Here is a 12863-nt window from a genome sequence, read left to right as displayed (position 1 = left end):
CTTTCGAAATACATTCTTTTATGTGGCTTATTTGACATCAAGAATATTGGAATAATAAATAGTATTACGATCTATAATATCTACTCTAATTACTACTCATATAAATTTTGCTTTTTAACATAAAGAGGAAGCAAATTACTTAGAGAATATCAGAAACAAGTGTTTTATTTTGGCTCTCTTCTAAATCTAATAGATTTTCCCATTGATTTGAAACTTTATAAAAAGCCTCTAGGTATTCGTCAATTAAGGAATATGGTTCATAAGTAAAAGTAGGTAAACTTAGAGAAATCGACTGTACAAATTCACTTACTGGTAAATCCCCTAGTTTATAACTTTTTCTGCTACTCGGAAGTGAAGCGGAGAAGTTATCCAGTCCATCATTTATTCCTGAAAATAGTTGTGAAAGATGTAAAGGTTTAGATCCAGTAGACTTTACTTTAGCGCCTTCAGCTTGTAAAGCTCTCAAATACATGTCATATGAGAGTCCGCCCAATTCAGCTGAATTATATCTAGGTTTATAGCCGTAAAAGGCTCCTCGTGTTACATGTTCACGAGTTTGTGGTGGTGTAATGCCTTTTATACTCGTTAATCCTTTTGTTAGATAATCAAGCTTTTGTTGTCTTATAAATATTCTTTCATCTAATTTTCCAAATTGCACAACAGCCATTGCTGCCGCCAAACTATGCATTCGATAGTTCAATCCATACCCTGTGTCTGAAAATTGTCTAAGACTTGGGGTTACTACTGAATCTTCAGATCGAACTCGGAAATGACCAAATAAAACTGCTTTTTCATAAATTTCTTGGTTATTAGTAATGAGCATTCCGCCTTGACCAGCCGAAACAATTTTTTTACTTTGCAAACTAAAACACGCAACATCTCCCAAAGTCCCTACTTTTCTATTTTTATAAGTTGCACCATGGGCGTGAGAACAGTCTTCAATTACTTTTAAATTATGTTTCTTAGCTAATTCTAATATTGGATCCATTTCTACAGGGTGACCCCATAAATGTGTCACAACAATAGCTTTTGTATTTTTTGTTATTGCTTTTTCAATTCCTTTTGGATCAATATTTTCTGTATCCAGCTCACAATCAACCAAAACTGGAATGCCGTTTGTAGCAATTATTGGTGTAACTGTTGCTAAAAAAGTATGTGTTGGTGCTATTACTTCATCACCTGGGCCTATATCGCATGCTACAAACGCAGAATGTAAAGCCGCTGTTCCGGAACTAGTAGCTAAGGCATAATTAATATTATGGTATTTTTTAAAGTCTTCTTCCAACTCTAATATCTTACCTTCACGACCATAATAAGAAAGTTCTTTTCTCTCTAACATATTTTTAACAACATCGTATTCTTCTATTTCAACCGGTGGCCATTTTAAAACCTTACCGCTTACCGCTTTTTGTCCTCCAAATATTGCGCATGTACTATTCTTCATACTCTCGCCCCTTTGGTAATATTAATTGCTTTATAAATTAATTCCGTATTGATTGATTGCTCAAAGTTTTTACCCAGGTACTCATACTCCGCTTCAGTACTTATTAAACTAGAACTCTTACCCAATGGTATTTCATCATATATAGAACAATGTGGAAAACTCCCTAAATACCTTATACCTGTAATTTCCTCTAATCTCTTAGCATGATTTTCAGCTATTTCTAGGCCAAATCCGACATCGTTTAGTGCAAATCCAATTATGTTTTTTTTCAATTCCTCAGAAAAGTTCAACAATGTCCCCTGAAGACTTCCAAACGCCCCACCCGCGCTTACACTTCCTACTAAGATAATTGGAGCGTTGGATAAAATACCTGTATAATAATTAGGAATATCATGAATTCCTAAGTCTAAAGGACTTCCAGCTCCTTCAATAACTAGAATCTCATTTTCTGCTAATAACGATTCATAAGAATTCTTTATTGTTAATTTGATTAAATCTAGATTATCCTTAGGAAGCTTATGTAAAAGTGCTATATCTTTCGCATATATTTCTACGTCCCCTATTTCCTCTTGATTTACAAATAGTCTACCAATATTATTTTTTTGTTTTATTATCTGAACAGGTGCACTATAAGAAGTTGGTATACTTCTTGCAGCTTCTAATAATATTCTCATCCTAAAATCTAAAAATAATCCATCTACTGTTTCAAATTTTTCCCCTACGGATACCGGCTTAAAAGGAGAGACCTTTATACCTAAATTACTTATTAGCCTAACTAATGATCTCGTGAATACTGTTTTACCAGCATTGGCACCGACACCTTGGAACATTATTGCTTTACTCATAACAACACTTTCCTCTCAATCATCTCTGATTCTAATTCAGCTAAAAATAAGTCAAAGTTAAAAATAGGAGAATATCCTAATTCCGTTTCTGCCCGTTCAATGCTAACTATTCTATGGACACTTTTAGGAAGTTCTTTTCCTAAACTGTAAAACAGAGATTTAGTACCGGGATAATATCTCTCAATCACTTCATCAGCTTCTGTAATTAGTTTTTCACAATCCTCTTTGTTAAATGGTACTTTTGAAGAAATACAAAATGTGTGGTTTTTATTATTTTTTATACGAAGTGCTTTATAAATTGCTTGAGAAACGTCTAATAGATCTACACCTCCAACTAATTTAGTTAAATTAAAATCTATTAAATTATCTACAAAAAATCTTCCTACCCTTAAATTAATGCAGTCTAAGCTAAAATTTTTCCTGAAATACTCACATATCTGTTCACATTGCACCTTACATAAGTCATTTATATCTAGGGGACTAAACTTATTATCTTCATTTACTAACACAGTCTCTTCTAAGAAAGTTCGTTTTGAAATACCGTAAACAGATGTGCTACCCACGTAAATGACCCGTTTTATACCTGATAATTTTGCTTGTTTAAGCACATTGTAAGTACCAATAATATTTACATCAAAAAAATCTTTATCATCATATTTGCCGATATGTATACCATGTAAGGCAGCTGTATGGATTACATAATCTTGATTTTTCATTGCTAACTTTAAACTTTCTTTATCTCTAATGTCTGCTGTAATTGTTTGAAGTTCAGAATTAATTCTTCGATTATCAAGTAGTGTAACAATACATCCTTGCTCTGAGAGATAGGGAGCTAACACTTGTGCTAGTGCGCCACCCCCTCCAGTAATTAAGACCCGCATACCCTTTCCACCTCCATTTATATCCACTATTGAAAAAAAATGTATAATGTAATATATTAAAAATACAGAAATTACAGACAGTTCGAAAATTAATTTCATCATATCACAAAAAATGTCATAATCAACAAATTTTTTTACTATTTCTTTTTTTCGGATAGTATACTATTATCTTAGTTATATACAAAAATATAGTTATTTTGTAATAAAATTACTTATAAGTGTTTTCGATTTTATTTAAAGGAGGTGAAATCAATGAAAAAGTATATCGCGCCAAAGGCGAAAAAGATCGTATTACCTGCAGCATTAGCTATCGAATTAAAAGGAAACTGATGTAAATACTTAATCTTGTAGTATGGAAGAAGGACGAAGAATTAATTTCAAGTTCTTCTTCTATATTAATTTAGGAGAATTTAGGAGAATTAAATTGAATAAGAGCGATAATATTTTATGGGCAAGTATTTTACTTTTATGTATTACTAATTGCTTTTTTACTGAACAATCTAAAATATTAATATTATTTTGGGTGATTAGTATTATTTTTGTAGGTAATGCCAAAAAGATGTACAGCAAAAGATACAATAAAACCATAGTTTTTTTTAGAAGAAGTATGTATATTGTTCCCTATCTTATTCCTTTCTTTTTTTTAGGCTTTGGATCTAATCTATTAAAAATAAGTTTGCTTGAAGTGATTACGGCAAGCCTATTGGGGCTTTTATTTATAATATTGGACTATAAAACTTGGCTCTATTCATTAAATAAAGACTTTATCCTAATGCAATTAGAATTCATGAGTAATAAACCAAATAAGTTTTTCTTTCTAATGAATACATATACGTTTATTTTTGGAGCTATAGCTGAAGAAATGTTTTTTAGAGTTTTTATTATTTATTTATTTAGAGAAAATCTTTTTATAGGATTCTTTCTGAGTATAATTCTATTCATCGTTGCTCATTTCGGAACAAAGTGGGGGGATAGTTTTAGCAAAAAAGATTTTTATATCCAGTTATGTTTTTCAGTTTTTTCTGCTCTATTATTTATTTTTACATGGTCAATCTTCCCCTCTATTATTGCTCATCTTTCTTTTAATTTATTTCATGTTATAAAAGAATATCGTATATATTATTTTTCAAAAGGAGCAACTATTCGTGAATGAAGTAATAAAAATAACTAACTTATCTAGAGAGTATGTAACTAAAACAGAGATAAATTATGCAGTTAAAAATGTTTCTTTTTCTGTAAACGAAGGTGAAATATTTGGTTTATTAGGTCCAAATGGGGCAGGAAAGTCAACAATTATTAAAATATTATCTACATTACTCTCTCCAACTTCTGGATCTGCTGAAGTCCTAGGTTATGATACTTTAAAAGAAGACAAAAAAATTAGACCCCATATAAATTTTGTTTATGGTGGAGAAAGAAATTTATACTGGAGATTAACTGCTCGAGAAAATTTAAATTACTTTGCTGATTTATATAAAATTGATAAAAAAATTAAAAAAAGACGTGTTGATGATTTATTGCAATTAGTTGGTCTCAATAATCAAGGAGATAAGAGAGTAGAAACCTTCTCTAAAGGAATGAAACAAAAATTACAAATTGCCCGTGGCCTAATCAATAACCCTAAAATCCTTTTTTTAGATGAGCCAACTATAGGGTTGGATCCAATTAGTGCAAAAGAGTTAAGAAATATCGTTAAAGACCTTGCTTCTCAGGGTACAACAGTACTGATAACAACTCATTACATGGAAGAAGCAGATGAAGTTTGTGATCGTATTGCAATAATAAATAAAGGTGAAATAAAAGTTTTAGATTCCCCTGAAAACCTCAAAAAAAATATGGATACTTATTCAACGATAGAAATTCAATTAAGTAAGGATTCTCTAAAAGAAGATATTATTCTTGAAAATAATGATGTTATAGAGGTAATAGAAAAAGAAATAGATGAAAACACAATTGAGTTAAACATTAAATGCTATAGACCTTATGAAAATATTAATAACATTACTTCTCAATTAAATAATTTAAGTATTTTAAGTTTAACAATTAAAAATACATCTTTAGAGGATGTATATATTCACTATGTGAAAGAAGTTGAACAATATGTTTAATATTATATGGGCTAGTACATTACTCCAAGCAAAGCAATCCTTTGCAAGACCTACTTTTAAGTTTATTATTTTATTTCAACCGGTACTTTACTCATGCCTATTCTTCTTAATACTTAAAGAAAATCAAAGCATCAACATTGGTGAATATATTATCGTAAGTGTTGGTTTAATTAATTTATGGAGCACCATAATCAATTCTTCCGCCAGTGATATTGAAAGAGAAAGATATATGGGTACATTAGAGGTTATTTATATAACACCAACTGATTTTAGAATAATCTTCTTAGGAAAGGTAATCGGAAACCTGCTATTAGGCATTTTTTCTATGCTGTTAAGCTTTGTTGTCCTAAAATTTATTTTTTCATTAGACATTATTATAAATCATCCTATTTCATTTCTACTTTCACTTCTTTTGACTATATTAGCTTTTTCAGTAATATCAATGTTGATGGGTTACCTATTTACGCTTTCTCGAAATTCAAGGTTACTTATGAACATATTAGAATATCCTGTATATATTTTATGTGGAATTATGGTACCTATTGAATTTTTACCTAGCTTCCTAAGGATATTTTCATATATATTACCACCTACTTGGTCTGCAAAATTATTAAGAGAAAGTATAATTGGTATTGAAAATACAAACTTATTTATATTAAATTTAGTAATTTTAGTATTTTTAATTATTTTTTTCTTCATTGTTTCTCACTTTCTTTATAAGAAGATTGATTATGAGACTAAGATAAGAGGTAGTTTGGGGGTACATTGACATGAAAAGGTTTTTTTATCAATCGTTTATATCTTATAAAGCATTGTATGGCTATTTAGATTTCAAATTGTATCTTTTATTTAAAGTTGTTACTCCTATATTTCAACTTTTATTTTTTAGTTTGATAGCAAAACATGTTTATGATTCAAATGATATTACACCTTGGGTGTTGGGAAATGCATTATTACTTAGTATGTATAATTCTTTATTTGGAGTAGGAGCCGTTTTAGTTAGTGAACGTTCTTTTGGAACCTTAAAATCACTCATCGCTTCTCCTACGAACAATTTTTATTTATTTGTAAGTAGAGGCTTCATACATATTTTAGATTCCCTTCTTACTGTATTTTTAGGACTCTTTACTGGATTCCTAATATTCGATTTAGATTTTTCAAATACAAATTTTATCCATCTATTAATATGCATATTAATAACTATGTTTGCCTCTATGGGGATGGGCTTATTAATTAGTAGTGTCGGTTTACTATTAACTGATTTAAATTTAATTTTAAATTTTTTAGTTTTTATTCTTATGCTTTTTACAGGCGCCATATTTCCAATTTCCTATTTGCCAGAACCACTTCAATATATTTCTGAATTTATTCCAATTACAAATGGGTTAAGTGCAGGTAGAGCAATTGTAGACGGTGTACCGTTTAGTGATGTAGTCCACTTATTACTTAAGGAATTTATTATAGGGTTAATATACACGTTTTTAGGCTATCTCTCATTTATAATAACCGAGAGATTAGCAAGAATAAGAGGAAATATTGATATTTATTAAAATCCTTGTACCTCTCAGAGTCTCTAATTTTAGGCACTAATTCATAAGGAAAGTTCAAAATTGAGTAAACAAAAATAATAAGATTTAAGATTAACAGATGAACATGTTGTGTCTAAATATTCACAACTACATCATGATTGACCTTTTGGGATTTTTTTAAAAAGATCCCATTGTGACTAGGAGGAAAAGATATGAAAGTATTTGAAATAGGTGAACATACAATCAATACGAAAGAAATTCTAGAGCGCATAGAATATAAGGAAAGTGACATTATATTTTTAAGTGGATCTCTTATCGAAGGGATAGGGAATTCAAAGTCAGACCTTGATGTTTTTATTTTGACCGATTCATTTAATAGTTATCGCGAAACTGAATACGAGAAAAAACATCGAAAAACTGAGTTCTTTTTAATCAATGAATTGCAATGTGATGTTGAAATTTGGGACATCACAGCTATTTACTCTATACTTCAACAACTGGACAGCATTAATCTTTCAGACACCAAATTAAGAACTGCAAACAGCTTAAATTATGAAAATATAAATATTGAATCTATCTTTTCATTCTTTCATCGCTTCATTATGGGACAACCTTTAATCAACTTTAAAGGCTTTAATGATTTATTAAATAGCCTTAATAAAGATAATTATTTTACTTTATTAAATCGTTGGAATGTAAATATTATCGACCTCATGTATGAAGATATAGTAGGTAACATGAAGAAAGGTGAATATGAAACAGCCTACATCATCTTAAATACGGCAATGATAAAATCATTATTAAGTTATTTATCATATAAAGGTGTAAGTACTGATAGAGACAAATGGGCATATATAAATATGAAAAATTTAAGCATTATCGACCCTGAAACTAAAACCATTTTAGAAGAATTTCAAAAGTTATTTTTTGAGAGAGAAGACTTTCAAAAAATAGAAGAGAATTGCAAGAAACGGATAAAGTTTATAAATAAATTAATTAGAAAATATAAATTATGAAATAGGAGTGTTGGTTATTTCTACTATATATTATACCCAAAATATGGATTTTAGAGTACGGAATATTGCTAATAAGCACCTGCTACTTAGTGGTGGTAATGCCTTTGAGCTAAATGAATTAGGATTAACTATATGGGATCTGTTAGAAGATAAAATTTCTTCAGAAAAGATAGTTCAAGAAGTAAATAGTCAATATGATATTAACGAAGAAATTATTAAAAAGGATGTACACACTTACATTAACTTTTTAAAAGAAATCAATGCTATAGAAGAATGTAATTAGTTGCACAAATTATTTCCCAAAAATAAATTGTTATAAATGAAATGCCAATAATAGAACGGTAAATCTCTTCCAATAATTTAACCAAAAAGCTGATTTTCTCAAGGGACAGAAAATCAGCTTTTTTATATTTAATGATCTTTAGATAATTGTATCAATCCCTTTAATTATCATTAATATAACTATAACCAATTTAATGCCCCTCTTTCTATTCAACTAACCTACCCGGTTAGTTAATACGTCCCCTCTCTCTATGACTTTCTGTTCGAAATGTTTATTACAGAAATAACTTATCAGCTAACAATAAGATCCGATGACAATTAACAATATATGTGATTAAATGTCCTTAATGGGAGGAATTTTATGTTTGAAACAATTGATTACTTACAATTCGGCAATACAAAACAAAAGAGAGCTTATTTAGTTATCAAAAATTTGGAAATCATGGATAATTTATCTGAGTATTCCCCCATTCTTTGTGGTACTTTACCTTTAGAAATTGATATAGAAAGTTCCGATCTAGATATTATTATGAATGTTGTAGATTTTCCTTCTTTTAAGAAAAAAGTGTTTGCGCTATATGGAGACCAAAAAGATTTCTCACTAAAAGAACTATCAATCCGAAATATTCCAGTAATTAAAGCAAATTTTAGATTTAAAGAGTTCGACTTTGAACTATTTGGTCAACCTCAACCAGTAAAAGAACAACATGCATATCTCCATATGATAATTGAAAATTCAATACTGAAGTATTACCCTAGTTTTAGAGACGAAGTAATTATTCTAAAAAAACTAGGGCTTAAAACGGAACATGCTTTTTGCAAACTTTTAAATTTAGAAGGCGATCCATACTCTGCCCTTTTAGAATTCGGAAAAAATAAAGAAATTATTTAATTAATCTTAAATGCTATTTAAGACCTAACTTGTCTAGTCTACACTTTTTGTCAATTGCGATATAAAACCTCTCTTCTCTGCTAAAAATAATGCTCTTGTCAAGTAATACGTTCAGTGGGCTAAAAATATCTTCCTCAGTGGTTGAATTCCTACTGCTTATTCAACTAACTTGACTCTTTAGTTGTAGAAAAAAAGAGCCTAATATTAAGATTCTTTTAATCCCACTTAGCATATATTAGTAAAAAACAAAGGGTGAAAAACATGAATGTTAAAATTAGAAAAGATAGTTGGACTGTTAATGAAGACATTCTTCTTAAAGAGATAGTTTAAAAAAAAGTTGAACAAGGACTAACGCAAATTTCTGGATTTGAAGAGGCAAGCCTCTTGCTAGGTCGCTCCAAAATAGCTTGTGCATTTAGATGGAATAAATATCTTCGCCCATTTCTTCATAAGAGAGAAGAACCTACTAAACAAACGCCAATTAGAGAGTATAAGAGCTTCTTACTACTAAACTTCCACTAACTTTAATTCGCACACCCACAAGCATCCATTTATGAATCCTTTTTACATACTGAATACTCCTCCCATCTGGATGAACTCCTATATCGCCTCTATCTGTTTTTTAAACTCATCCTCAGTATCCGATAAGTCAAAGGTGCTACTATATTCAATCGTTTTAATAATAGGATTTTCCAGCGACGAATCATTCGTAAAGTAGCTAGGCATAAAAATTACTAAAGCTAATGAAGCTACTATTGCAGGTCCAATAATATAAGACCATCTAAATCTAGAATTTCCCATCTCTAATTTTGCCTTTGAAACCCCTATTTTACTTCTTTCACTAAGTTCTTTTGGTATTTCGATTCTATTCATCTCTTGTATAATTTTATTGCTCATATACACTCTCTCCCTTCAAATCTTTACGAAGCTTGTCCCATAAACAGGTACTAACGTATGCCAATTTTCTTCTTCCAAGTATTTTGTAACAAATAAATATAATTGTCCTTCTTTAAGGAGTTGATCGTTTTCAACTAAGATCAATTCTTCTTCGTTTTATGAAAATTAAATTCCATTTAAAATTGGCGGGTAATTCATACAGATTGGCTATCTTACAGGGTAGCCGATCTTTTTTTATTTATCAGAATTAAGATAAATACTTCATGATTCTGATGTTATGTAAACTAAGCTATAAAAAATTTATTGGGATTCATGAAATTTAGCCATTTATTAATCCTTTTTACCCCAAAAAGGTCTATGCAGAAAAACCCTTTGAAAGTGCTTTTCTGCATAGACATAACGTCCATGTAGCAATATAGCCAGTCGAAGTTAGGTCTGTATCTAATCCATAGTATTTTGACATGATATAGGCTACAGATTCTGCTTGTTCCAGTCGATAAAAACAGTAGCTAATACTCATTTTAATCTAACAGCTTTTATTGCATTAGCAGTAGTTCCGAAAATAGATAACATTCTTTCATAGAATGGTCTCGAAAAATTTTTAATATCTTTTGCCTTTAATTCTTCTGTCTCGTTCTCTAACGCTTTTAATACAATTAATATTTCTTCCTTAGTATCTCTGAGTTCTGGAAATATTTCAATTTTAGATGGTACTTTACGTAAAGGTAAGAAACCTTCTACTACACTAATAATGTCTTCCACTGTCATCCAATCGTAAAAATAGATTAATTGTATTCCTTGTGCTTCACATTGTTCTTTCTTGGATTTGTCAACAAGTCTAATTTGTTCGAGGTAATCTTTAGCGCTTAACCCCTTCTGTTTTGCAAAAAATTCTACCTCTTCATTATGTTGAGTTCCTTGGACCTCACAGGCAACCTTAAAATCTGGATAGTATCTGTCAAGTTCCATATAGTTTTTTGTTATAGGGTGTATTAAATTGATTCCAAAGTCATTATTTAATTGTTTTTTTCTATTATCAATAGAGGTTATATCCTCTACATAAGCATCTAGAATACTTTTTATTCTTTTTTCAAATTGTGATTTAAATCGTGGAGGGATACCAAGTTTTTCTCTTAGTATAGTAACTCCACCAACATGGACAGCTATAGCTGTGCTCAAACCTGGGGGTCCATACCTGTTCATATCTTTAATTGTAGGGAATCCTCCTAGTTTATCTATAAGTAATTCTATTTCATTACGAATGTTATCAAAATTCTTCCAATACCCTGGAGGTACTGATAGATGTTTTTGGTTTAGTAGATTACGAACCTTTTTATATCCCTCATGATATTTTAGTATTCCAAATTTAATTCCTGGACGAAATGATTCTAATTCAACAATTGTTGGAAAGTGACCAACTTTTTGGGTGCAGATTTCTATTACAGCTAAGACATTTTCAAAATCAGAATAATATGCGGGGGGAACATGCTTACTAGGTTCAGAAAAAAAATCGCGGACCTTATTATATCCCCCATGTTTTTTTTGAATTGCAGTTATTAAGCTTGTATTCCCTCCCATTTTCTTTAATTCATCTGAAGATGGAAAGTGTTTGATTTCTTCTTCAATTTTTCGAAGTTCTTTTATCACATTTTCAATATCATTCCAATACCCGTAAGGTTTTATTGTAGGTACAATACATAATTTTTTATAAATTGTTTGAATACCTCCAAATTTTTTTACCATATTACGGATACTTTGAAGGTTTCTCGCTTTTAAATCATGAAAAGTGGGCATTCTCCCTAATTCATCATATAAATTTTTATATACATTAACGACATCTTCTAATGTCTCCCATCTCATTCTCTTAACGGTAACATTCATCTCTTTATAGATTGCTGAAAGTCCGCCGTGTTGATGAATGGCACTAATAATCCCATTTTCCTTAATTTTAATTAAATCATTGGTGCTTGGAAAATGCCCTATCAATTCTGTAATTTCCCCTAAAACATTAAGTAAATTAGTTATATCATTCCAATATTTGTATGGCCTCAGTTTTTTTTTTATAATCTAATGCGTCAAATACGAATTGAATACCTCCAAACTCAATTATTTTCCCTAATATTCCTTTGCAGTTTTCATTAATTAAATCAGAATATTCAGGGAATTCACCAGTTTTGTCTAATATCATTTTATAACAACTTATAATTTGCTGTTTGGTTTCAAATTGTACGTTTTTATCCATGTTTAAATTATTTCCAACTTTTATATTAAAATTCATCTCAATTGAATTTTTAATAAATCCTATGGCGTACTTTAACTTTAGCATCTATTATGGAAAAGCATTATTATATGTTGAGGCCTGTTGTATAGAGTAATAGGTGAATGGACTAGCCTAAATAGGTGTTTTTTATATGTGCCTCATATCGCTAGGTCAGTTCATATTTTCACCAGGCTTCTTTACTTGAAAACGATGTACCAAGTCCATTAATACCTATATCCCCATGTATACCTACACCTAGTAATAGAACGTCTACATGTTTTTACTTAAATTCCATAAAAATTAGCTAAAAATTGGCGAAATGTTGGTGCGACTTGTTGGACTTGATCCAAGCCAAGCTCGTGATGCCAGAAAACTACTAGGGGTTCGTCTTCTAATGGATCAAATTCGAAGCAAATGTAGTTACCAAATTGGTCGCTCATGAACGGGATAATATTAGCTGGTAAGCGTTTTTGCAAGTTACTTGTCGTTTCCCAAATGTTTTCGAGATGGTGTGCATCAAATGATAATAATGCCTTTGCCACAATCTCTTTTTTTGTCGTTGTGTCAAAAACGTTTGGTCGCGGTCTGCCTGCGTTGTATGCTATAACTACGTCGTTAAAGCTTTTGGGGAATTTTACCTCGTATTTTTCCTCAAATCGTTTTACTTCTTGTAATGATTGTAATGGTTTTTGAAGTATCCATTCCATCT

The 12863-nt window shown here is 30.4% G+C and carries 14 protein-coding genes; 7 read left to right on the top strand and 7 right to left on the bottom strand.

What is annotated here, in order from left to right; genetic code table 11:
* Positions 1-139: 139 nt before the first annotated feature.
* Genes PGC35_RS20315 through PGC35_RS20305 form a run of 3 tightly spaced genes read right to left on the bottom strand, consistent with a single transcriptional unit; the run spans position 140 to position 3170 of the window.
* Positions 140-1444 carry a DegT/DnrJ/EryC1/StrS family aminotransferase gene (locus PGC35_RS20315; RefSeq protein ID WP_375220467.1) on the bottom strand — a complete coding sequence of 435 codons (1305 nt, stop codon included), beginning with the start codon at positions 1442-1444 and terminating at the stop codon, positions 140-142.
* Positions 1441-2289, bottom strand: a complete 849-nt coding sequence (locus tag PGC35_RS20310; RefSeq protein WP_375220466.1) for an AAA family ATPase — start codon at positions 2287-2289, stop codon at positions 1441-1443. Before PGC35_RS20310 ends, PGC35_RS20315 begins: the two co-directional genes overlap by 4 nt.
* A complete protein-coding gene (locus PGC35_RS20305) occupies positions 2286-3170 on the bottom strand; it encodes an NAD-dependent epimerase/dehydratase family protein (RefSeq protein WP_375220465.1) in 885 nt (294 codons plus the stop codon). The genes PGC35_RS20310 and PGC35_RS20305 overlap by 4 nt, the downstream gene beginning before the upstream one ends.
* Before the next feature lie 424 nt (positions 3171-3594).
* On the opposite strand from PGC35_RS20305, the gene PGC35_RS20300 reads away from it, so the two are divergent.
* From PGC35_RS20300 to PGC35_RS20270, 7 genes are all read left to right on the top strand, one after another.
* On the top strand, positions 3595-4323 hold the full coding sequence (locus PGC35_RS20300) for a CPBP family glutamic-type intramembrane protease (RefSeq protein WP_375220464.1): 729 nt from the start codon (positions 3595-3597) through the stop codon (positions 4321-4323).
* The gene (locus tag PGC35_RS20295) at positions 4316-5278 is read left to right on the top strand and encodes an ABC transporter ATP-binding protein (protein ID WP_375220463.1); all 963 of its coding nucleotides are present in this window, start codon (positions 4316-4318) and stop codon (positions 5276-5278) included. Before PGC35_RS20300 ends, PGC35_RS20295 begins: the two co-directional genes overlap by 8 nt.
* Entirely contained in the window at positions 5271-6047 is a 777-nt protein-coding gene (locus PGC35_RS20290; protein ID WP_375220462.1) for an ABC transporter permease, read from the top strand. The genes PGC35_RS20295 and PGC35_RS20290 overlap by 8 nt, the downstream gene beginning before the upstream one ends.
* A gap of 1 nt (position 6048) precedes the next feature.
* The gene (locus PGC35_RS20285) at positions 6049-6828 is read left to right on the top strand and encodes an ABC transporter permease (protein ID WP_375220461.1); all 780 of its coding nucleotides are present in this window, start codon (positions 6049-6051) and stop codon (positions 6826-6828) included.
* Between the two features lie 191 nt (positions 6829-7019).
* Positions 7020-7823, top strand: a complete 804-nt coding sequence (locus tag PGC35_RS20280) for a nucleotidyltransferase domain-containing protein (RefSeq protein ID WP_375220460.1) — start codon at positions 7020-7022, stop codon at positions 7821-7823.
* Between the two features lie 10 nt (positions 7824-7833).
* Positions 7834-8106: a PqqD family protein gene (locus PGC35_RS20275; RefSeq protein WP_375220459.1), complete on the top strand. Its 273-nt coding sequence runs from the start codon at positions 7834-7836 to the stop codon at positions 8104-8106.
* Between the two features lie 360 nt (positions 8107-8466).
* Positions 8467-8997, top strand: a complete 531-nt coding sequence (locus PGC35_RS20270) for a DUF4269 domain-containing protein (protein ID WP_375220458.1) — start codon at positions 8467-8469, stop codon at positions 8995-8997.
* A gap of 600 nt (positions 8998-9597) precedes the next feature.
* Here the strand turns inward: PGC35_RS20270 and PGC35_RS20265 are convergent.
* The 4 genes from PGC35_RS20265 to PGC35_RS20250 all read right to left on the bottom strand — a co-directional run bounded on the left by PGC35_RS20265 (position 9598) and on the right by PGC35_RS20250 (position 12861).
* Positions 9598-9894, bottom strand: coding sequence for a hypothetical protein (locus tag PGC35_RS20265; RefSeq protein ID WP_375220457.1), 297 nt, complete (start codon positions 9892-9894; stop codon positions 9598-9600).
* Between the two features lie 516 nt (positions 9895-10410).
* Positions 10411-11880 (bottom strand): PDDEXK family nuclease, encoded by a 1470-nt coding sequence (locus tag PGC35_RS20260; protein ID WP_375220456.1) that lies wholly within the window; start codon positions 11878-11880, stop codon positions 10411-10413.
* 40 nt (positions 11881-11920) lie between these two features.
* On the bottom strand, positions 11921-12136 hold the full coding sequence (locus PGC35_RS20255; protein WP_375220455.1) for a hypothetical protein: 216 nt from the start codon (positions 12134-12136) through the stop codon (positions 11921-11923).
* 302 nt (positions 12137-12438) lie between these two features.
* The gene (locus PGC35_RS20250; RefSeq protein ID WP_375220454.1) at positions 12439-12861 is read right to left on the bottom strand and encodes an SMI1/KNR4 family protein; all 423 of its coding nucleotides are present in this window, start codon (positions 12859-12861) and stop codon (positions 12439-12441) included.
* Positions 12862-12863: the final 2 nt, after the last annotated feature.

Origin of the sequence: Psychrobacillus sp. PGGUH221, from assembly GCF_042055255.1 — a bacterium.
Classification (GTDB): domain Bacteria; phylum Bacillota; class Bacilli; order Bacillales_A; family Planococcaceae; genus Psychrobacillus.
The sequence above is the reverse complement of the archived record's forward strand: the minus strand, read 5'-3'. Positions and strand labels throughout refer to the sequence as shown.

Bases quoted from the DNA above. Each gene is read 5' to 3' on its own strand.
- PGC35_RS20315 (WP_375220467.1), bottom strand. From the start codon at position 1,444: ATGAAGAATAGTACATGCGCAATATTTGGAGGACAAAAAGCGGTAAGC.
- PGC35_RS20310 (WP_375220466.1), bottom strand. From the start codon at position 2,289: ATGAGTAAAGCAATAATGTTCCAAGGTGTCGGTGCCAATGCTGGTAAA.
- PGC35_RS20305 (WP_375220465.1), bottom strand. From the start codon at position 3,170: ATGCGGGTCTTAATTACTGGAGGGGGTGGCGCACTAGCACAAGTGTTA.
- PGC35_RS20290 (WP_375220462.1), top strand. From the start codon at position 5,271: ATGTTTAATATTATATGGGCTAGTACATTACTCCAAGCAAAGCAATCC.
- PGC35_RS20285 (WP_375220461.1), top strand. From the start codon at position 6,049: ATGAAAAGGTTTTTTTATCAATCGTTTATATCTTATAAAGCATTGTAT.
- PGC35_RS20280 (WP_375220460.1), top strand. From the start codon at position 7,020: ATGAAAGTATTTGAAATAGGTGAACATACAATCAATACGAAAGAAATT.
- PGC35_RS20270 (WP_375220458.1), top strand. From the start codon at position 8,467: ATGTTTGAAACAATTGATTACTTACAATTCGGCAATACAAAACAAAAG.
- PGC35_RS20265 (WP_375220457.1), bottom strand. From the start codon at position 9,894: ATGAGCAATAAAATTATACAAGAGATGAATAGAATCGAAATACCAAAA.
- PGC35_RS20255 (WP_375220455.1), bottom strand. From the start codon at position 12,136: ATGGATAAAAACGTACAATTTGAAACCAAACAGCAAATTATAAGTTGT.
- PGC35_RS20250 (WP_375220454.1), bottom strand. From the start codon at position 12,861: ATGGAATGGATACTTCAAAAACCATTACAATCATTACAAGAAGTAAAA.